We start from the raw sequence: 18,812 nt of genomic DNA, 5'->3' as shown, positions 1-18,812 counted from the left end.
GTCGGACCCTTTTCTGCTCGGTTCTGCCCGACTTATATGATTACGCCCTGGGTCAAACCTGGTACGGACCTGATTCCACCCAGATGGCGCCGCTGCCCAACCGCTTGCTCCCCAAACGCATCAGTGACGCATGTAACGACCCTCACACGGTGAATGCGGGGCATGTCCGGCCCGCGGGGCCGCCATCCGGCCCGGACCTGCGACGCCGGCCGACCCGTACGGGTGGTCGACCGGCGTCCGCGCGCAGGGGATCCGTCGGTCAGCAGTTGTTGCTGACGACGTCCCGCCAGGTCTGGGCCGCACCCGCGTACTCGACCCCGTCGAAGACGGCGTTGACACGCTCGGAGCCGGCGGCGCCCCAGGACGCCTGTCCGTCGCCGTCGGCGTCGATGCCCAGCTCGAAGTGGAGGTGCGGGTGGTCGTTGGCACCCGCGCCGGTACGGCCGACGAAGCCGATGCCCGCTCCCTGCGCCACGGTGTCGCCGACCTCCACCGAACGTGACTCCAGGTGGATGTAGGTGGTGAAGTACCCGCCGCCGTGGTCGATCTGGACGACGTTGCCCGCGTTGTCGTGCCAGAAGGAGAGGTTGACGGTGCCGGCCTCGGAGGCGAGCAGCGGCGCTCCCTCGGTCCCGTGCTGGTCCGGCTCGGCGACCATGTCCAGCGCGGGGTTGTGGCCCCAGGTGTCGAGCCGCCAGGGGTCTCCGCAGGTGAAGGGGAGCTGGAAGTTGGTCGCCTGCGCGCGCTGGTCGGCCGCGGTGGCGTCGGTCGTGCCCGCGGCGGATGCGGACGGTGCCGCGAGTCCTGCCATCAGGATCATGGCCGGCACGATGCCGGTTCGCTTCTTCATGGGGGGCGGCCTCCGAGATCGGATTGCTTGACATGCTCCTGCCAGTGAAGCGGGGAGCCTACCCGTTGGCCGCCGCAGGATTCGCCCCTCCGGACGGGATTCGTGTCCGGAGGGGCGCGTCCGCGGAGTTCGCGTTCGGAGGGGGTGTGTCCGGAGGAGGGGATGTGTCCGGAGGAGGGGATGTGTCCGCAGGGGGTGTGTCCGCAGGGGGTCCGCGGGCCTTGGTCCGCGGGGTTGCGTCGGCCCGGGGACGTGCACCGCCTGTCGGCCGCGCCGTCGGGAGGGTGTCGGGAGCGCGTACGGCGGCGCGTCAGACGGGCGGTTCGGTGGAGGTGGCTGCGAGGTGCTCGACCAGGCGACGTGCCCGGGTGTCCTCGCTGAGCAGCGCGTCCACCAGCGGCCCGGTGCCCGGGGCGTCCGCCGGCGAGGTGCCGTCGGCGGCCCTCGCCTCGTCCAGGTACTGCTGCGCCGGGCGCGGGTCGGGCGGCAGGATCAACGAGCCGTCCTCCAGGGCCCGGTGGACCGCGGCGTGGTCCAGGCCGCGGTCCACCAGCCGGGCCCCGCCCGCGTACCGATCACCGGCGGACCCGCCCTCGCCCGCGAGGTGCGGGTGGCGTTCGGCCACCGCGTGGGTGGCCAGTACCGCCAGCAGTACGTGCTCGGTGCCCAGGGCCTCCTCGCCGCGGCGGTGGGCCTGCTCCTGCGCCTCCCAGGGGATCCACTCGGTGGGCCTGGCCGCCCAGTTGATGTTGCCCCACCGGGAGACCCAGCGCTGCCAGAAGGGCATCCGCCGGTACTGGGCGCGGTTGAGGAGCGCGTCGCGGGTGGGGCGCAGCAGTGGGTCGAGGTCGTCGTCCCCCGAACCGGGACCGCCGTCGAGCCGGTTCAGCACGGCCTCGGGAGTCGTGCCGCATTTGGAGAGCAGTTCGGCGGCGTGGTTCTCCTCGGCCAGCAGCGCGCGCAGCAGATGGGCGGGGCCGAACTTCGACGCGTCCTCCTGCCGGGCCAGCTCCATCGCCGCGGTGAGTGCGTCGGCGGCGGCGCCGGTGAACCTGGTGCGCTCGTCGCCGTGCTCCCCCAGGATCTCGGCGCCCGAGACGCTCCGGTTCAGGTCGTCCGCGCCGCTCCATGCGTCGTCGACCTCCATACCGTCGCGCAGCACCGCGAACACGGCGGTCCTGGTGACGCCCTCGTCGGCGAGCGCGTCCCGCACCGGGCCCTTGCCGGAGGCGGTGGCCGCGAGCAGGTGCTGCGTACCGATCAGTTCGTCGTTCCCGCGGGCGCCCCGGGCTCCGCCCAGCACGCCCGTCATGCCCCAGTCGGGCTCCATCGCTGTCGGCACTGGACCGTCCTCCCTGTCGTCTCGCGGTCTCGCGGTGTGTACGGCGCCGCCGGTCGCCCCGGTCGTACGGCCCTTCCGGCGGCCACGTGTACGGCGCTCCGGGCGGGCCCGTCGCGGCGTACGGATCCGCGCTCTGCCCCGAAGTCTTCCGCCGCGCGCCCGCCGCCGCATCACCCGGAGGTGGGAGCCGGACCGCGGCGGATCGGCCACTTTGGTCGCGGCGCACGGCGACGAAAGAGACGGACGAGCCGTCCCGCAGCCACCGATCGGCGCCACCGCGAAGGCAGTTCACCGCAGACGCGGCACGACGGGCGCGACGCGGCACGGCGGACAAGGCGGACAAGGCGCGGCACGACGGGCGCGGCACGGCGCCGCGGACACGGCGGGACCGTACGGCGGGGCGCACCGTACGGTCCCGCCCCGCCCGTACCGCTGCCGGGTGGGGCCGCCCGGCACGACGGGACCGCGACGCCGAGGAACCCCCGGCGGCTGGGCCGGGGGTTCCTCCACGCGCGCCGGGGTCCTGCGCGCCGCCGGGCTTCGGGGTGACCGGGCGGCAACTCCCGTGCGCGAACCTGGGGTTGGGCGCTCGCGTCAGTCGGCGGCGAGCGACTGGAGGGTGTTCAGCCGGGACGCGCGGCGGGCCGGCCAGAGAGCGGCAAGCACACCGGTGGCGAGCGCCGCGAGAAGGAACAGTCCCAGCCGCACCCAGGGGAGAACGGTCTCGTACGTGGCGAGGGAGGACTCGGTCATGCCGCCGCCGCACCAGGCGAGGAAGATGCCGGTGCCGATTCCGAGAACCGCGCCGAAGAGCGAGATGACCACGGACTCCAGCCGCACCATCTGCCGTACGCCCTTGCGGTCCAGCCCGATGGCGCGCAGCAGGCCGATCTCTCGGGTGCGCTCGAAGACCGACATGGCCAGGGTGTTGACGACACCGAGGACGGCGATGATCAACGACATCGCCAGCAGGCCGTAGACCATGTTGAGCATGGCGCCGATGGAGCCGGCCTCGTCCTTCGTCAGCTGCTCCGGGCTGCGGACCTTCAGCAGCGGGCTGTTGCCGAGCGCCTCGCGGAGGTCCGCCTCCAGCGCGCCGCCGTCGCCCTTGACCAGCACGCTGTCCAGTGTGCCGTCGTAGGTGTGCGGGAGGACGTCGTCCATGGTGGCGATCGCGTTGCTGACCAGCCGGGTGTCCCCGTAGACGCCGACAACGGTGAGCTTCGCGGTGTGCTCGCCGGTGCCCACCACAGTGGTCACGGTGTCGCCCTCGGCCAGTCCGGCCTCCTCGGCGAAGGACTCGGAGACGGCGATCCGGCCGGGCCCGACGTCCGCGAGGGAACCGCTGCTGAACTCCAGGTCGAGGACCTCGCCGAGCTTCTCGGGGTCGGCGCCGGTCATCATCGCGAACCGTCCCGACGCCTCGATGCTGGCGGATGCCATCGGCGCGGCGTGCTCGACGCCGTCCACGCCGGCGATCCGGTCACCGAGCGCGGGGTCCATGCCCCGCTCCATGGTGACCTTGTAGTCGGCGGTCATTCCCTTCACGGCCTCCTCCTTCACCGCGATCTCGGTGGAGTGGCCGGCGACGCTGAGACCGGTGATCAGGGTGAGCCCGATCATCAGCGCGGCGGCGGTGGCCGCGGTGCGGCGCGGGTTGCGCAGCGCGTTCTCCTGCGCCAGCTTGCCGCCGATGCCGAAGAACCGGGTGGTGAGCCGGCCCATCAGGTTGACCAGCGGCCGGGAGAGCAGCGGGGCCAGCATGATCATTCCGGTGAGCGTGAGCGCCGAGCCGGCCATGGCGACCATCAGCTCGCTCTCCTCGACCCGCTTCAGGGTGGAGAGGTAGAGCATGATCAGCACGCCGAGGCCGGTGACGACCCCGCCCAGGATGTTGCGCAGCCGCATGGCGCGCACCGGAGGCGCCAGGTCGACGGAGTTCAGGGCCTCGATCGGCGCGATCTGCGAGGCACGTCGGGAGGGCAGCCAGGCGGCCAGCACTGTGACGACCACGCCGACCACCAGCGACCAGGCGACCGTCGCACCGGAGATCACCAGCGGGCCCGACGGCAGACCGGCGCCGGAGGAGTTGAGCAGCGGACGCAGCGCGGCGGCGATGCCGATGCCGAGCGCGAAGCCGACCGCGGAGGCGACCAGGCCGAGCAGTCCGGCCTCGACCAGCACCGACCGTACGACCTGGCGGCGGCTGGCGCCGACCGCGCGCATCAGGGCGATTTCCCGGCTGCGTTGGGCGATGAGCATGGTGAAGGTGTTGGCGATCAGGAAGATGCCGACGAAGAGCGCGATACCGGCGAAGACCAGCAGGGTCTGGGTGAGCGCCTTGGTGGAGTCGGCGATCTGCTTGGCCTGCTCGTCGGCGAGCCGGGCGCCGCTGGTGGCGGTGGCGCTGTCCGCGGGCAGCGCCTCGGCGACCGCGGCGGTCAGCGCCTCGTTGTCGGTGCCTGGGGTGGAGGAGACGGTCAGCTCGTGGAACTGGCCCTCGTGCAGGAAGAGCTTCTGTGCGGTCGCGGTGTCGAAGAGCGCGAGGGTGCCGCCCGCGGTGACCCGCGGATCGTCGGTCTTCACGATGCCGACCAGCTTCTTGGTGAGGGTCGGGCCGTCGGTGGCGAAGCGGACCGTGTCGCCGACCTCGTAGCCCGCGCCGTCCGCGGTGCTGCTGTCGAGCGCGATCTCGTTCTCGGCGGCGGGGCCGCGGCCCTCGGCGAGCGGGTACCGGCTGTCCTGCGACGCCTTGCCGGAGTCCGAACCACCGGTTCTCGACTCGGAGTTGGGCACCCAGTTGACGGCGAGGTTCTGCCAGGAGTACTGGGCGTTGTACGGGCTGCCGTCCTTGGCCGCGAGGGTCGCGTTGCCGTTGACGACGGGGTGCACGGCGCTGACGCCGTCCAGTTTCCGCACCCGGTCGGCCAGTTCGGTCGTGAGCTCGGTCTCCGCCGGTTCGCCGGAGTCGGCGAAGGCGTAGCCGTCCGTGGAGACGTACTCGGCCTGCACGGAGACGGCGACACCGTCCAGGTTCTTGGTGGAGGCGTTGCGGAACGCCTGGGTGACGCTGTCACCGAAGACGAGGGTGCCGGCGACGAAGGCCACACCGAGCAGCACCGCCAGGGCGGTCATGCTCAACCGTGCCTTGTGCGCGAGGAGATTGCGCAGAGCTGTACGCAGCATGGGGTCTCAGTCCTGAGGAGGTAAGCGGAAGGGGCGGGCCGGAGCCCGCGAGTACGGATCGAGCGGCAGGTACGGGGCGCCGGCGCCGCGCACGGGCGGGCGGCGGCTACGGGTGGGCGGCGCGTACGGGTGGGCGGCGCGTAGGGGCCGGTGCCGGGCGCCGGCGGAGGGGAGCCGGTCGGAGCCGACGCCGATCGCAGCCGGAGCCGGTACGGGCCCGGCCGCCGTACGGGGCGCGGGACCGGCCGCTGTGCGCGGCGGCGGTACGCGGCGGCGGTACGCGGCCGGGGGTGCGCGGCGGCGGTACGCGGCCGGGGGCGGTCAGCTCGTACGCGCGGCGGTGTCGAAGTGGCGCATGCGGTCCAGCACGCTCTCGGCGGTCGGGTCCATCAGCTGGTCGGTGAGGCGCCCGTCGGCGAGGAAGACCACCCGGTCCGCGTACGAGGCGGCCACCGGGTCGTGGGTGACCATCACGACCGTCTGGCCCCACTGCCGCACCGACTCCCGCAGGAAGCCGAGGACTTCGCCGCCCGCGCGGGAGTCGAGGTTGCCGGTCGGCTCGTCGGCGAAGACGATGTCCGGCCGGGAGGCGAGGGCGCGCGCCACCGCGACCCGCTGCTGCTGGCCGCCGGAGAGCTGTGCGGGGCGGTGGGCGAGGCGTCCGGAGAGCCCCACGGTGGTGACGACGGTGTCCAGCCATTCCTGGTCCGCGCTGCGCCCGGCGATGGCCAGCGGCAGCGTGATGTTCTCCAGCGCGGTGAGCGTCGGCAGCAGGTTGAACGCCTGGAAGACGAAGCCGATCTTGTCCCGGCGCAGCCGGGTGAGCGCACGGTCGTCGAGACCGGACAGCTCAGTGTCGCCGACCCGGGCGCTGCCCGCGGAGATCGAGTCGAGGCCGGCCATGCAGTGCATCAGCGTCGATTTGCCGGAGCCGGAGGGGCCCATGATCGCGGTGAAGCGGCCCTGTTCGAAGCCGACCGAGACGGAGTCGAGCGCGACGACGCGGGTGTCGCCCTCGCCGTAGATCTTGGTGAGCTCTGTCGCCTCCGCGGCCGAACGGGACGGCGTGTGGAGGGAGTTGGCGGTGAGGGCGGCGTACATGGCGCTCATGGAGGCTCCCGGTTGGTCGACGGGTCGGCTGGGTTCCTCCATGCTCGGCCCGGCGGACCCTCGGAAACATAGGTCTCAGGTGCCGAAACCGGGGCCCGTCCAAGGTTGGGCGCCGGGCCCCGCGTACACCCTGCGACGGACCTCTCCTCTGCCCTTGGGCAGAGGGCCGGCCCCTGTCTTCGGTCGGAGGACCGGCTCGGCTCCGCACCGGGGCGCTCGGCCACCGCCCGCCGCTCGTACGCCGGTCGTACGGCTGCGCGCCCGCAGCGCGTAGGCCCTCGGCCGGGCGCGTCGTACGTCCACGCACGCATCTCGTACCCACGTCCCCACGCGTCGGGGCGCGTTCGGTCGCGTTCGGTCGCCCCCTCCGGCGGGACCGACCGGTGCGGGTGTCCTGCGCGGCAGGCTCAGCCGACCATCCCGGCCTGGTGGGCCAGGAGCGCGGCCTGCACCCTGCTTTCCGTGCCGGTCTTCTCCAGGATGGCGCTGACGTGGCTCTTCACCGTGCCCGTGCCGATGCCCAGTTGGCGGCCGATGTCGCCGTTGGCCAGCCCGCGCCCGAGCAGCAGCAGGACTTCGCGTTCGCGCTCGGTCAGACCGGTCAGGCGGTCCGCGGGCCCGTTGCCGCCGCCCGGTCCGTTGCCGGCCGGGGAGGCGCCGCGGCCGGCCGGTCCGCGGCCGGTCGGCGCGGTGGCCGGCGCGGTGGCCGGTGTGCGCGAACCGCCGCGCAGCATACGGGCGATGACCGCGCCGGTGACTCCGGGCGAGAGCACCGCGTCGCCCCCCGCCGCGGCCCGTACGGCGGTGATCAGTTCCTGCGGCCCGTCGTCCTTGAGGAGGAAGCCGGTCGCGCCGGACCACAGCGCCCGGGTGACGTTGTCGTCGTCGCCGAAGGTGGTGAGCATGACGACCTGCGGGCTCGGGTCGAGCGCCACCAGCCGTTCGATGGTGGCCAGTCCGTCGAGCACCGGCATCCGGATGTCGATCAGCGCCACGTCGGGACGGGTTTCGGCGGCGACCCGCACCGCCTCCTCCCCGTTGACCGCCTCGCCAACCACCTCGATGCCCTCCGCGTGACGCAGGATCAGCCGCACGCCGTGCCGGATCATCTCCTCGTCGTCGGCGAGGAGCACCCGGATGGGACGCGGGGCGTCGAAGGCGGGCGGTGCGGGCGCGGTCTGATCGGTCATGGGGTCTCCCAGGGTGGTGTCCGCGACACCAACGGCACGATGAAACGTTCGATGTCGGCCAGTCTCTCGCCCCGGAAGCAGTAGCGGGTGATCCGCAGATGGGTCGTCTCGGACTCCGCGCCCTCCGAGGAGTAGCGGTACTCCCAGTCGGGCAGCTCCTCGGTACCGACCGTCGGGTAGATGCAGCTGGTCACGAAGTCCGGCCGCGGGGGCTCGCTGCCGGTGGCCGCGGCCCGAACCTCGGCGCTGTCGCCGTACACGGACTCGGTGACCTCGTCCATGGTCATCCCGAGCCGCGGATCCTCCCGTGCCACCGGCTGGTTCGAGACCCTGGCCTCCTCGACCAGCACCGCCCCGAACAGCATCATCACCCCGACCCCGGTCAGGCCGAGCAGCCCGGTCAGCCCGGCGAGGAACCGCCGCTGGAAGCGGTCGAGGAAACCTCTGCCGCCGGAGAGGTGCGCGCCCTGCTCGCCGCCCTCGTACGCGGTGTCGTACGACCCGTTCCCGCCGTCCGGCCGGTCGGGGTCGCCGGTCGCGGCGTTCGGATCGGGCTCGGTGGGGATCAGCGCGGTCACCGCGAAGCCGCCACCCGCCGTCGGTGCCGCCTCCAGCGAGCCGCCGAGCAGCCCGACGCGCTCCCGCAGACCGGGCAGCCCGCGGCCGGAGCCCAGACCGGTGCTCGCGGACGGCGGCTTCGGCGGAACACCGTTGCGGACCTGGACGTCGATCCGTTCCTCGGTGTGCCGCACGGTCACGGCGACCCGGGCCCCGGTGGCGTACCGGTGCACGTTGGTCAGGCACTCGCGCACCACCCGGTGCACCGCGCGCCGCACCGAGGCCGAACGGCTGTCCAGGTCGGGGCCGTCCCAGCCGAGGTCGACCGGGATGCCGACCTGACGCGACTCCTCGGCCAGCGCCTCGATGTCGGACCGCGTACCGGTGGTGTCGGTCAGCGCCGCCGTACCGGTGTCGCGGCTCAACGGGCCCAGCACACCCAGGACTTCACGCAGCTCGCGCATCGCGTCACCGGTGGCTCGGCGCACCACGGTGGCCTCGTCGCGCAGCTCGGGCGCCTGCTTGCCGAGCGCCATCTCCAACCCGCCCGCGTGCAGCGAGATCAGCGACAGCCGGTGCCCGACGAGATCGTGCATCTCGGCGGCGATCCGCGAACGTTCGTGGGTCCGCGACTCGCTGTCGACCAGCCGACGGGCCTCCTCGGCCGCCGCCGCCCGCTCCTTGAGCGCCTCCAGCAGCCGGTCCTGCTGGCCGGCCGCCGTGCCGACGAGGCCGGGCACGATGATCGTCGTGGTGGCGAAGACCGAGCCCATGGCGAGCCCGTAGCCGTGGCCGCCCATGCCGATCAGCGGAGCCAGTCCCGTACTGAGCACGATCAGCAGCACCGACGAACCGAACAGCACCAGCATCCGTCTGCGGGACGGAACCATCTGCCGCGCGGCGCCGTACGACACCATCGCCGCGGGCAGACCGGCCGAGAGCAGCACCGACAGCAGCGCGGCGACGCCGAGCAGACTGGACGCGGGGAAGCGGCGGCGGACCACGAAGAGGCAGATGACGGCGATACCGAGCACCAGCAGCACCGGCAGCGGAAATCCGGCACTCGCCTCGTGCACCGCCAACTCGCTCAGCACCAGCGGCACGCCGACGCCGAACGCCTCAAGGGCCGCACGCCACCGTTTCCCGCCCTGTTCGCCGGGCGCGGTGAAGGGACTTCGGATGGTGCGGGGCATGGGTCAATTGTCAGGGGCGCGGCGCCGGATTCCCTGCGTCCTGAGTCGGACCCGCCCTCCGACTTTCGGGAGAGGCCGCAGGTGCGGCCGGCGGGCCCGGGCGGGGCGGGCGGAGCACGCGGGGGCGCGTCTCACGGAGGTGCGGTGACGCGGAGGCGGCCCGCCCCGTACGGGCGGTGGGAGCTGCGCGGGGTGGCCCCGCCGGTCGGCGGGGGCGGAGGTCGTGCCGTGGGAGGGCGTGCAAACGCAGAATCGGGGCAGAAGATGTGAGGTCCTGTCCCGGCGGTCGCCGGACCCACCCACCGCGCGTTCGAAGGCTTCCCATGGTCGCCCTGTTTCTGTTGTTCAGCTTCACGGTGATGGCCGTGGTGTATCTGATGCTGGCGGTGATCGGTTTCCGCGGCTCGGTGGCCGACCGCTTCCTGGGGTTCGAGATCCCCGAACCGGTCTGTGCGGACCGGCAGTTGCTCGCTCGCGCGCACAGCCTGGTCGCCTTCTGGTGCACCGGCGCGGCAGCGCTGAGCGCGGCCCCGCTGCTGCCGCTCTACCGGGTGATCGTCGACCCGGACGGCGGCGAGCTGGACCTCCTGCCGCTGGCCGTGCTGGCGGCGTACCTGCTTGTGGTGCAGGTCATCGGCGGCTACCCGTTCGAGAAGATCAAGCAACTCGCCACCCACGCCGGCTGAGCGCCCACCGGCCCACCCGCCGGCGTCCGGCTCGACAGAACCGGGCCGACGACCGTACCGGCCATCGCTGCGGTACGACGCTGTGCCGCGGCGTCGAGAACGGCCCTCAGCGCGCGTTCGGCCGCTCACCGGACACGGATCCAACTCCGCCTGCGCCGCGAGGAGTTGGGGAAGACGGTGCTCACCGCGTACCGGCGCCCACCGGGCCCTGCCCGTGAGCGGTCAGCAGCACACGGCACCAGCTTCGAAACCGAACTGTGCGGGTTCGGCGGCGCGTGCTCGACATCCGCCGTCGCACACCTCGTGGCCCGAGCCAGGGCTTCCCGGTGATTCGCGTAAGGAAAGCCGGCGGGAGCTGTGGCAAGTGCGGCGCATGGCGGCGCAGAAGAGCGAGACGGTGTTCCGCGGGGGCGCTGCGGAGCCGAGCAGCGCACAACTCGCGCACGAGAGACCCCGGTTGGTGTGCCAGCGCGGCGGTGGGTGTGTTCCGCCGCCGCCGCGCTGGCGGCTGGGGGGTGGCGAACTCCTAAGCCTGAGCTCGTTGTTGCTCATTCTGCACAGGAACCACCGGTAAGAACAGGCAAGGTGCACACGGAATCCGGGGCCGGCCCGACCGCACTTCTGTACGGGTCGGGCGCGGGGGCGCGGCTGGTGCGGGGGCGAGGGCCCGCGCGCGACGCGTAGCGTGCGACGAGACGAGACGCACGACGTGCGCCGTGCGCGGGCGCCTGTGCCCCGCGCACGGCCCGTTCCCTCAGCCACGAACCGCAGCCCGACCGCCCCGCAGCCCGTACGTTCCGCCGTGAAAGGACGTGTTCCGTGTCCGCTTCGTACGCCGACCACTTCGACGCCCCGGCCGGTTACCTCGACTTCGCGCGTTTCGGCCCGCCGTCCGGTGAGGCGGTCGCCGCGCTCGCACGGGCGGCGGAGGAGTCGGCGCGCGCCGACCACACCACCGTGAACGTGCTGATGGAGACCGAGCATCGGGCGCGCCGAACGGCTGCCCGGTTGGCGGGCACCGACGTCGAGCACACGGTGCTGCTGCCCAACACCTCGACCGGCCTCTTCCACGCCGCGCTCGGCGTGCGCGCGGGCACGGTGCTGGTGTCGCGCACCGAGTTCCCGTCCAACCTCTATCCGTGGCGCCGCGCGGCGGAGCTGGGGCGGAGCGCACCGCGTCGGCTCGAACCGCGGCCCGGCGGCGGCGTGACACCGGAACGGGTCCGCGCCGCGCTCACCGACGACGTCGTGGCGCTCTCGGTCAGTGCGGTGGACTTCCGCACCGGTTTCCGCGTCGATCTGGCCGCGCTGCGCGAGGTGATCGGTCCGGACCGGCTGCTGATCGTGGACGCCATCCAGGGGTTCGGCGTCGCGGCGATGCCGTGGGAAGTGGCGGACGTGGTGGTCACGGGCGGGCAGAAGTGGCTTCGCGCCGGCTGGTCCACCGGTTTCGCCGTACTCTCCGACCGCGCCCTGGAGCTCCTTGAGCCGGTGCTCACCGGGTGGACCGGCGTCGAGGACGTCGCCCGTTTCGACGGCGAGGAGCACCCGCCCGCACCGGACGCGCGGCGTTGGTCGATCACCAACCTCAGCCCGGTGACGGCTGCCTCCTTCGTCGCGGCTCTGGAGCTGGTCGAGCGGTACACCGTGCCGGCGATCGAGGCCCTTGTCTCCGCTCGCGTCACCGAACTCACCGACGCGGTACGGGAGTACGGCGCCCAGCTGCTCTCCCCGACCGACCCGGCGCACCGGGCGGGCATTCTCTCCTTCACTCTCCCCGGCCACCAACCGGCCCGCGTCGCCGAGGCGTTGCACGCCGAGGGCGTCACGCCGACCGTCCGCGCCGACTCGCTGCGGCTCTCCCCGCACGCCTCCACCCCGCCGACAGTCGTCGAGCAGGTGGCCAAAGCCCTTGCGACACTCCGCAGTTGACCCCGTCGGGCCGCCGCCCCCTGCTCCGGACGCCCGTCGAAGCGGCAGCCGCCCAGGCCGTACGGTCGACGCCCGTCCGCCCGGGGTCAGTGGCGTACGGACAGCAGGGCAGCAGGCGGCCCGCGCCCGTGGGCCCCGCTGTCTGCGGGGCGCTCTCGGGCGCGGGCCGGTTACCCGGCGGCCGACGAGCGGCGCCCGGCGGCGTACGTGCGCACCACGGCCGCGAAGTTCGCCACCAACTGCCGTGCGGCACGGGCACTTTCGGGCTCGGCCTGCTCCGCCCGCCCGCGCAGCGCGTCCAGGTCCAGGCCCTCCTCCGTCAGCGCGCTCTCGTCCCACCGGGCCAGCCGGGCGGCGTCGACCTCGGGGTGGAACTGCACGCCCCACGCCCGGTCGCCCACTCTGAACGCCTGCACCGGACAGGCCTCGCTGCGCGCCAAGTGCACGGCGCCCGGCGGAAGTTCGGTGATCTGGTCGCGATGGTTCTGGATCACGGGAAAGTGCGCCGGCAGGTCGTTCAGCAGCTCGTCCTCCTTCGCCTCCGCGAGCAGCTGCACCGAACACGAACCGCGCTCCGGCACACCGTGGCTGCTCGCGGCGGCACCGCCCCGCGCGACCGCCAACAGCTGCGCACCCAGGCAGATGCCGAGCAGCGGTACGCCGTCGTCGACCGCCCGACGGGCGAGAGCGCGCTCGCGCGCCAACCACGGACGCCGCAGGTCGTCGTCCGGCATGAAGCCGCCGCCGAGCAGCACCGCACCGTCGTAGCCGTCCGCGACCGTGGGTACGTCGCGCCCCTCGACCTCCTCGCAGGCCACGCCCTCCTCGGCGAGCCAGGGCAGCAGGCGCCGAGGCGCGCTGCCCTCGGAGTTGCGGACAACGAGCACACGCGGTGACGGCGAGGGGCCGGCGGTCATTTCTTCGTCCTCTCCGGAGAACACGGGGCCAGTGGCCAACCGACCCTAGGACGGGGTGCGTCACCCCAGATGACGGGCACCGATTCCCCACCCGGTTCCTCATCCGGGTCCGGTTCCTCATCCGGGTCCGGTTCCTCATCCGGGTCCCCGGCTCCGCACTCGGGTCCGGCTCCGCACTCGGTACGCCACCGCACGCCGCCCCGTACGCCACCACGGGCGCGGCGCCGGGTGCGGGCGGTGGCTGCGGCGCTCGTATCGCGGAGTGGTTCGCCGAGCCTGCGGGAAAGGCCGCGGCCGTACTGATCGCCGGGGCGGCAGCCGTCGCGGCCCTGGTCACGGCGGGCTGGCAGCCACTGCTGCGCGCGGACCGGCACATCGCGGCCCACCTGCACCAACTGGCTCTGGAACACGACGGGTTGGCGCATGCGAACCGGATCCTCACCGACTGGTTCTGGGACCCGTGGACGATGCGGGGTCTGCTGCTCGTCGCGGTGGTCCTGCTCTGCGCACGCGGGCAGAAGCTCCTCGGCCTGTGGGTGGCGGGCACAAGCGCGGTCGAGTGGGGCGGGAGGACGGCTCTGCGCTCCGCGCTGGGACGCGAGAGGCCGGTGTGGGAGCACCCCGTGGACTCGGCCTCTCTCCACGCCCTCCCCTCGGGCCACGCGATGACCGCCGCCGCGAGCGGTGTGCTCCTGCTGTGGCTGGCACGCCGAACCCAACTCGCCCGTGCGTGGTGGGTGTTCGCCGTCGTCGTGACCGCGGTCTCCGTCGCCGGCGTCTGCTTCACCCGGATGTTCCTCGGCGTGCACTGGCCGACGGACACCCTGGCCGGGGCGCTGCTCGGCACCGGCGTCGCCTGTGCGTCGATCGCGACCTGGACGCTCGTCACCCGGGACGGGTCGGGCCGCACCGACCGCACCGCCACCCCGGGCCGCTGAGCGACGCACAGCCCCCGCTCGCGCCCCCGGCCGCCTCGTACATCCACCGATTCGCACGTCCGCCCTTTCGCACATCCATAAAGGGAATTCCGCGGGCACCCGGGGGAAACCGAAGAAACGGAACCCTTCCGTCCCCCGCCCCTCCCCGGTGCCGAATTCGCCGATCCACTTCACCGGACGCGGCGCGAACACCGAGGGTCCCGGCCCGTAAAGCCGAGGTGCACATCACCGTCCGACGGCCGCGTCCCCCCGCTTCACTTCATCCACAACCGCGTTCTCGTGATCACCCGCCCCCAGGGGTCCGGTCACCTGCGGTAGTCGTGGTCGGGGCCGTACCGCGACCGCGACCGACAGCGCATCACCGACACCGGTGATCTTTACTACACCGCAGGGAACTTGACGTCGCACTTGTGACTTGTGAACGAGTGCGCGCAAAGACCCTGCAGTACGTGACTTTTCGGCAGTACCACCCAAACCGCCACCTGAGTACTCTCCCGCAATGTCATGAAACGCGAACTTCCGCACTTTGAGCACCAGGAGCAGACCCCGGCCGTGATGGCCGGATCAAGCTGTTAACGTGCCGAAGGTTTGCAGACTCAAAGGGTCTGTCTTTTCTTCAGTACGCCCCGGCGCCGGAGTTCACGCCGCCGGGCCGGAGCCTCCCCGGTCGCCGACCGAGCTACGGGGCGTGTTCGCATCCGGGTCGGCGGCCCGACCACGGCTGCCTGCCGGGCTCCACAAATCCAAAGGGAGGTGGCGCGTGTGAACGGAGCGGAGACCGCAGGTTTCAGCGCCGTGGCGGTAATCGGTCTTCTGGTCTTCTTCTACGGGGGGACCTTTCTGATATCGAGCCGCATAGGCAAGAAGAACGAGAACGCGGACGCCTATATGACCGCCGGCAACAACGTCGGTTTCGGCATATCGGCCGCCAGTATGACGGCGACCTGGATCTGGGCCTCCTCGATGTACGCGTCCGCCACTTCGGGGTACACCTACGGAATATCGGGGCCGATTCATTACGGGCTCTGGGGCGCGTTGATGATCCTGTTCATCTACCCGTTCGGCAAGCGCATCCGCGAAGTGGCCCCAAAGGCGCACACTCTGGCCGAGGTCATGTACGCCCGGCACGGCCGTTCCAGCCAGTTGATGCTGGCCGGTTCCAACGTGGTCGGCAGCGTCATCAGCCTGATGTCGAACTTCATCGCGGGCGGCGTCCTCATCTCGCTGCTCTCGCCGTTCAATTTCATCCAGGGTGTCTTCACCGTCGCCGCCGGCGTTCTGCTCTACACCCTGTGGTCCGGATTCCGCGCATCCGTACTGACCGACTTCATACAGGTCGTGGCGATGCTGGGCGCCGTGGCGGTGATCGTTCCGTTCATCTTCTTCGCGGCCGGATTCCCCGCTGCGTTCGAGAGCGGCGCCGGAAACCTGACCTCGCAGCAGGGCAGCTTCTTCTCCAGTGAAGCCTTCATGAACCAGGGCGCGCCCTACATCGCCGCGGTGCTCGCCTACGCGATCGGCAACCAGACCATCGCCCAGCGGCTCTTCGCGGTGAAGCAGTCCCTGATCAAGCCCACCTTCATCACCGCGACCGTCGGCTACGGCGCCATGGTGATCGGCATCGGCATGCTCGGCGTGCTCGCCCTCTACCTCGGCGTCGAGCCGACCAACGGCGACATGAACAACCTCATTCCCCAGATGGCCGCCGAGTATCTGCCGCCCGTGCTGCTGGCGCTCTTCTTCATCATGATCATCGGGGCGCTCTCCTCCACCGCCGATTCCGACCTCTCGGCGCTGTCCTCGATCACGATGGCCGACGTCTACGGCCAGAACGTGGCCGGCAAGGAGAAGGCCAACCCCAGGACGATGCTGCTGGTCGGCCGGCTGACGATGGTGGCCGCGACCGCCGTCGCCGTGGCCTTCGCCAGCCTCCAACTCAGCATCCTGGACCTGCTGGTGTTCGTGGGCGCGCTCTGGGGCGCCCTCGTCTTCCCCGTACTGGCCAGCTTCTACTGGGGCAAGGTCAGCGGCCGGGCGTTCACCACCGCGGTGACCGCGGCGCTCGTGGTCTTCCTGCCGGTCCGGTTCTCCTGGATTCCGACGGACGGTCTTTTCGGACTCGTGGTCGACGTCCTGTCGGTCATCGGTATCGGCGTCCTTCTCGGCCTCATGGTGTTCGGCTTCGCCGGCGCCAAACCCGCGAAGATCGTCGGTACCCTGGCGGCCCTGGCCTCAGCGCCGTTCGCCATCGGCTCGCTGCACGAGTACGCCACGCTGTGCGGCTCCCTCGTCGCGTACTCGGTGAGCACGATCGTCTGCTGGTCGATGTCCGTACGTCGCGAGGACTCCTTCGACTTCGCCCTGCTCTCCCAGCGCACCGGCGACTTCGACGAGGCCGACGCGCAGACGACGACCAACGGGCCCGACTGCGACGGCAGGGCCGACGGCGACGCGGACGGCGGCAAGCCCGCCGAGCCCACCGGCCCCACAGGCACCCCAGGCACGACCGACACCGCAGAGCCCAAGTAGAGGAGAGACCGTGACCACTGCTGTCCTTACCGCGTACGTCCTTGTGTGGCCGGTGATCGTGGCCGGCGTGCTGTTCGTGATCTCGCGGGCCTTCCTGAGCGAGTGGGCCGCCGCCCGACGCGAGGGCAAGCCCATGATCTGAGCGGTTGACGGTGGCGGCCTCCGCGCTCGTACTGCGCGGTGGCCGCCACAGCTCCGTTCCGACGGCGGCGGCCGGGCCTCAGGCCGGCCCCTGGCGCTGCGGCGCCGACCGGCCCGCGCGCCCGGCGCCCCGTCGCCCCGTCGCCCCGTCGCTCCGTCGAGACCGACACCCGTACCGCTTGCGCGACCACCCCGGGTGAGGCGCACGCCCCTGCCCTCGCTCCCTGCCCGCGGTACTTCGCTCTCGACTCGCCGCGCACCGGCGACCGGCGGACAGTTGTACGGCCGTTGAGACTGTCCCCTCGTCCGTCCACCACACCACCGCCGAGTCCGCACGACCGCGCGGTACGACGCCCTGGGCGGCCGTACCGCGCAGCCTCAGTCGCGGGCTGCGTGCGGAGCGGCGGTCACTGCAGCCACAACTCCCCGCGTTTCGCCGTGCGTTCGTTCACCTCCCGCAGCCGCCGACGCAGAGGTTCCCGCTCGGCCCGTAGCCCCGTCTCCAGCAAGTCGGCGAGCCTGTCCACGACTTCGGGCAACACCTGCCCCAGCTCCACCACACGCACCGGCCCATCGATCTCCGGGACGTCCCAGACGCAGGGCTCAACTCGCAGTTCGGGCAGGCAGACGCCTGCATGGCCCAGCACCGTGCGAAGGCGTTCCACCGCCGCGACCGCGCGCTTCCTCCGACCCTCGGCGATCACGTGCCGGCCACCCGAAGGTCCTCGGCACGCCCTCCCACTCACGACCGCCACTGCGCGGGCGGAGCCAGACGGTCTCGCAACCCGCCTCCTGCACCACGCCCACCCGTTCCACCCGCAGGTCGAGCACCACCAAGCCAGGGGCGGGGGACCCAGGCACTGGCCCTGTGGGTTCCACCCCGGCTCCATCACTCACGGGCTCGCTACCATCTGCCATGTCAACACTCCTCAGGGGACGTTGGCTCAGCCCTCACGGCGGTGGCACCCGACGTGAGGGCCTCTCACCCTCAACCACTTTCTGTAGCTGCGGGCTTACAGAGTGGCGTAGCTGTGTCTAGGCTGGAACCTTCTCCAGCCCTACGCCTGAGTTGTAAGGGGTTGTCATATGCAGCTAGGGATCGACGACGCCGATGAAACCGACGAGAACCTGAGGCTCGACCCGCTCGCAGAAGAACTGCGCTCCCGCAGACAGACTCTGGACTGGACCCAGGACCGCCTGGCCCGGCAGCTAGGCTGCAGTGAAAGTCTTGTCGCGCATTGGGAAGCTGGTCGCAGGACACCCAGCATTCAGTTCTGCAAGCTCCTCGACCAGGCACTTTCGACGAACGGCCTGTTCGAGCGATTCCGCTCGGACAAGCCCTTCGCTCCGCACTTCAACAAGGCCGCCAAGGCCGAACAACGAGCCATCCGGATCGAAGAGTTCTCGCCAGTTTTCGTTCCCGGACTGCTTCAGACGCCGGATTACGCCCGGGAGGTCTTCAGGGGCGGGAGGCTCCGTTCACCAAAGGACGAGCTTGACAAGAAGGTTGTGCGGAGGGTCGCCCGCGGAAAGATACTGGACAGCGAGGAAGTGGAGTCGCTGTTCATCGTCTCGGAGACCGTACTGCTCCTGAACGTCGGTGGGCCGCAGGTCATGGCGCACCAACTCGCGCATCTACGCGCGATGGTGCGCGCCGGAGTCACGTCCGTCCAGGTGGTTCCGCATGCTCAGGGCAACCAGGGTGCGGCCACAGCACTCTCTGCCTGATGCGCTTCGCCGACCAGCCGCCCATGGCCTATGTGGAAGGGCTGTTTACCGGTCTGTGCATCGAGGCTCCGGACCAGTACGAGGCGGCGAGAGACCGCTACGATATGGCCAGGTCCGCCGCTCTGAGCCTGGACCACTCGATGCACTTCATTCTTAAGTACGAGGAGCGATGGGCAAATGCGGGCAGATCTGACGAACGCGGCTTGGCGGAAGTCCAGTCACTCTGACAACGGCTCGAACGCCTGCCTCGAAGTAGCAGACGGCATAGCCGGTGTCGTGCCGGTCCGTGACAGCAAGGACACCCGACTCCCGGTCATCCCCGTCCCCGCTCATGCGTGGGCCACATTCATTGATCATCTGAAGTCGTAGCGCGGACAAGTGAGTTGTTCATGTCGCCCGACTCCGAACCTCACCAATCAGCAGCGCTTACGCGGCCCCGTCGTCATATCGGTACACGACAGCATGGACGTCCGTCGCCACCGCGGGTGCCTGGGACGCCTTCATTCACCCTC

General features: G+C 71.3%; 16 protein-coding genes. 8 read left to right on the top strand and 8 right to left on the bottom strand.

Annotated elements, in window-relative coordinates; all coding sequences use genetic code 11:
* Positions 1 to 259: 259 nt before the first annotated feature.
* The 6 genes from JGS22_RS09950 to JGS22_RS09925 all read right to left on the bottom strand — a co-directional run bounded on the left by JGS22_RS09950 (position 260) and on the right by JGS22_RS09925 (position 9,429).
* On the bottom strand, positions 260 to 850 hold the full coding sequence (locus JGS22_RS09950) for a M23 family metallopeptidase (protein ID WP_211040947.1): 591 nt from the start codon (positions 848 to 850) through the stop codon (positions 260 to 262).
* Positions 851 to 1,160: 310 nt separating this feature from the next.
* Positions 1,161 to 2,192: a Clp protease N-terminal domain-containing protein gene (locus JGS22_RS09945; RefSeq protein WP_308405597.1), complete on the bottom strand. Its 1,032-nt coding sequence runs from the start codon at positions 2,190 to 2,192 to the stop codon at positions 1,161 to 1,163.
* A gap of 594 nt (positions 2,193 to 2,786) precedes the next feature.
* Entirely contained in the window at positions 2,787 to 5,378 is a 2,592-nt protein-coding gene (locus tag JGS22_RS09940; RefSeq protein WP_211040948.1) for an ABC transporter permease, read from the bottom strand.
* A gap of 321 nt (positions 5,379 to 5,699) precedes the next feature.
* Positions 5,700 to 6,488: an ABC transporter ATP-binding protein gene (locus JGS22_RS09935; RefSeq protein ID WP_308405596.1), complete on the bottom strand. Its 789-nt coding sequence runs from the start codon at positions 6,486 to 6,488 to the stop codon at positions 5,700 to 5,702.
* A 407-nt stretch (positions 6,489 to 6,895) separates the two neighbouring features.
* Positions 6,896 to 7,678, bottom strand: a complete 783-nt coding sequence (locus JGS22_RS09930; RefSeq protein WP_211043307.1) for a response regulator — start codon at positions 7,676 to 7,678, stop codon at positions 6,896 to 6,898.
* Positions 7,675 to 9,429: a histidine kinase gene (locus JGS22_RS09925; protein ID WP_211043309.1), complete on the bottom strand. Its 1,755-nt coding sequence runs from the start codon at positions 9,427 to 9,429 to the stop codon at positions 7,675 to 7,677. The genes JGS22_RS09930 and JGS22_RS09925 overlap by 4 nt, the downstream gene beginning before the upstream one ends.
* Before the next feature lie 323 nt (positions 9,430 to 9,752).
* On the opposite strand from JGS22_RS09925, the gene JGS22_RS09920 reads away from it, so the two are divergent.
* On the top strand, positions 9,753 to 10,115 hold the full coding sequence (locus tag JGS22_RS09920) for a hypothetical protein (protein ID WP_211043526.1): 363 nt from the start codon (positions 9,753 to 9,755) through the stop codon (positions 10,113 to 10,115).
* A gap of 819 nt (positions 10,116 to 10,934) precedes the next feature.
* On the top strand, positions 10,935 to 12,047 hold the full coding sequence (locus JGS22_RS09915; RefSeq protein WP_211043524.1) for an aminotransferase class V-fold PLP-dependent enzyme: 1,113 nt from the start codon (positions 10,935 to 10,937) through the stop codon (positions 12,045 to 12,047).
* Positions 12,048 to 12,217: 170 nt separating this feature from the next.
* Here JGS22_RS09915 and JGS22_RS09910 read toward each other — a convergent pair whose 3' ends face one another.
* Entirely contained in the window at positions 12,218 to 12,964 is a 747-nt protein-coding gene (locus tag JGS22_RS09910) for a type 1 glutamine amidotransferase (RefSeq protein ID WP_216814924.1), read from the bottom strand.
* 416 nt (positions 12,965 to 13,380) lie between these two features.
* Between JGS22_RS09910 and JGS22_RS09905 the strand changes: the two genes are divergently transcribed.
* From JGS22_RS09905 to JGS22_RS09895, 3 genes are all read left to right on the top strand, one after another.
* Entirely contained in the window at positions 13,381 to 13,902 is a 522-nt protein-coding gene (locus JGS22_RS09905; protein ID WP_216814923.1) for a phosphatase PAP2 family protein, read from the top strand.
* Positions 13,903 to 14,664: 762 nt separating this feature from the next.
* Complete coding sequence (locus JGS22_RS09900; protein ID WP_308405595.1) at positions 14,665 to 16,431, top strand: sodium:solute symporter family protein; 1,767 nt, start codon at positions 14,665 to 14,667, stop codon at positions 16,429 to 16,431.
* Between the two features lie 10 nt (positions 16,432 to 16,441).
* Positions 16,442 to 16,573 carry a putative transporter small subunit gene (locus JGS22_RS09895; RefSeq protein ID WP_211042672.1) on the top strand — a complete coding sequence of 44 codons (132 nt, stop codon included), beginning with the start codon at positions 16,442 to 16,444 and terminating at the stop codon, positions 16,571 to 16,573.
* A gap of 406 nt (positions 16,574 to 16,979) precedes the next feature.
* Here JGS22_RS09895 and JGS22_RS09890 read toward each other — a convergent pair whose 3' ends face one another.
* Complete coding sequence (locus JGS22_RS09890; RefSeq protein WP_211042670.1) at positions 16,980 to 17,276, bottom strand: hypothetical protein; 297 nt, start codon at positions 17,274 to 17,276, stop codon at positions 16,980 to 16,982.
* A 382-nt stretch (positions 17,277 to 17,658) separates the two neighbouring features.
* On the opposite strand from JGS22_RS09890, the gene JGS22_RS09885 reads away from it, so the two are divergent.
* Genes JGS22_RS09885 through JGS22_RS09875 form a run of 3 tightly spaced genes read left to right on the top strand, consistent with a single transcriptional unit; the run spans position 17,659 to position 18,669 of the window.
* On the top strand, positions 17,659 to 18,300 hold the full coding sequence (locus JGS22_RS09885) for a helix-turn-helix domain-containing protein (RefSeq protein ID WP_211042669.1): 642 nt from the start codon (positions 17,659 to 17,661) through the stop codon (positions 18,298 to 18,300).
* On the top strand, positions 18,300 to 18,527 hold the full coding sequence (locus tag JGS22_RS26805) for a Scr1 family TA system antitoxin-like transcriptional regulator (RefSeq protein WP_211042686.1): 228 nt from the start codon (positions 18,300 to 18,302) through the stop codon (positions 18,525 to 18,527). Before JGS22_RS09885 ends, JGS22_RS26805 begins: the two co-directional genes overlap by 1 nt.
* The gene (locus JGS22_RS09875; RefSeq protein ID WP_211042666.1) at positions 18,478 to 18,669 is read left to right on the top strand and encodes a DUF397 domain-containing protein; all 192 of its coding nucleotides are present in this window, start codon (positions 18,478 to 18,480) and stop codon (positions 18,667 to 18,669) included. Before JGS22_RS26805 ends, JGS22_RS09875 begins: the two co-directional genes overlap by 50 nt.
* Positions 18,670 to 18,812 lie beyond the last annotated feature (143 nt).

It is taken from the genome of Streptomyces tardus (genome assembly GCF_018101125.2).
GTDB classification, from domain to species: Bacteria; Actinomycetota; Actinomycetes; order Streptomycetales; family Streptomycetaceae; genus Streptomyces; species Streptomyces tardus.
This window is presented reverse-complemented; position numbering and strand designations above follow the sequence as displayed.

What these genes read in the sequence shown, in the direction of transcription:
- JGS22_RS09950 (WP_211040947.1), bottom strand. Translation starts at nt 850, where the DNA reads ATGAAGAAGCGAACCGGCATCGTGCCGGCCATGATCCTGATGGCAGGA.
- JGS22_RS09940 (WP_211040948.1), bottom strand. Translation starts at nt 5,378, where the DNA reads ATGCTGCGTACAGCTCTGCGCAATCTCCTCGCGCACAAGGCACGGTTG.
- JGS22_RS09935 (WP_308405596.1), bottom strand. Translation starts at nt 6,488, where the DNA reads ATGAGCGCCATGTACGCCGCCCTCACCGCCAACTCCCTCCACACGCCG.
- JGS22_RS09930 (WP_211043307.1), bottom strand. Translation starts at nt 7,678, where the DNA reads ATGACCGATCAGACCGCGCCCGCACCGCCCGCCTTCGACGCCCCGCGT.
- JGS22_RS09925 (WP_211043309.1), bottom strand. Translation starts at nt 9,429, where the DNA reads ATGCCCCGCACCATCCGAAGTCCCTTCACCGCGCCCGGCGAACAGGGC.
- JGS22_RS09920 (WP_211043526.1), top strand. Translation starts at nt 9,753, where the DNA reads ATGGTCGCCCTGTTTCTGTTGTTCAGCTTCACGGTGATGGCCGTGGTG.
- JGS22_RS09910 (WP_216814924.1), bottom strand. Translation starts at nt 12,964, where the DNA reads ATGACCGCCGGCCCCTCGCCGTCACCGCGTGTGCTCGTTGTCCGCAAC.
- JGS22_RS09885 (WP_211042669.1), top strand. Translation starts at nt 17,659, where the DNA reads ATGCAGCTAGGGATCGACGACGCCGATGAAACCGACGAGAACCTGAGG.
- JGS22_RS26805 (WP_211042686.1), top strand. Translation starts at nt 18,300, where the DNA reads ATGCGCTTCGCCGACCAGCCGCCCATGGCCTATGTGGAAGGGCTGTTT.
- JGS22_RS09875 (WP_211042666.1), top strand. Translation starts at nt 18,478, where the DNA reads ATGCGGGCAGATCTGACGAACGCGGCTTGGCGGAAGTCCAGTCACTCT.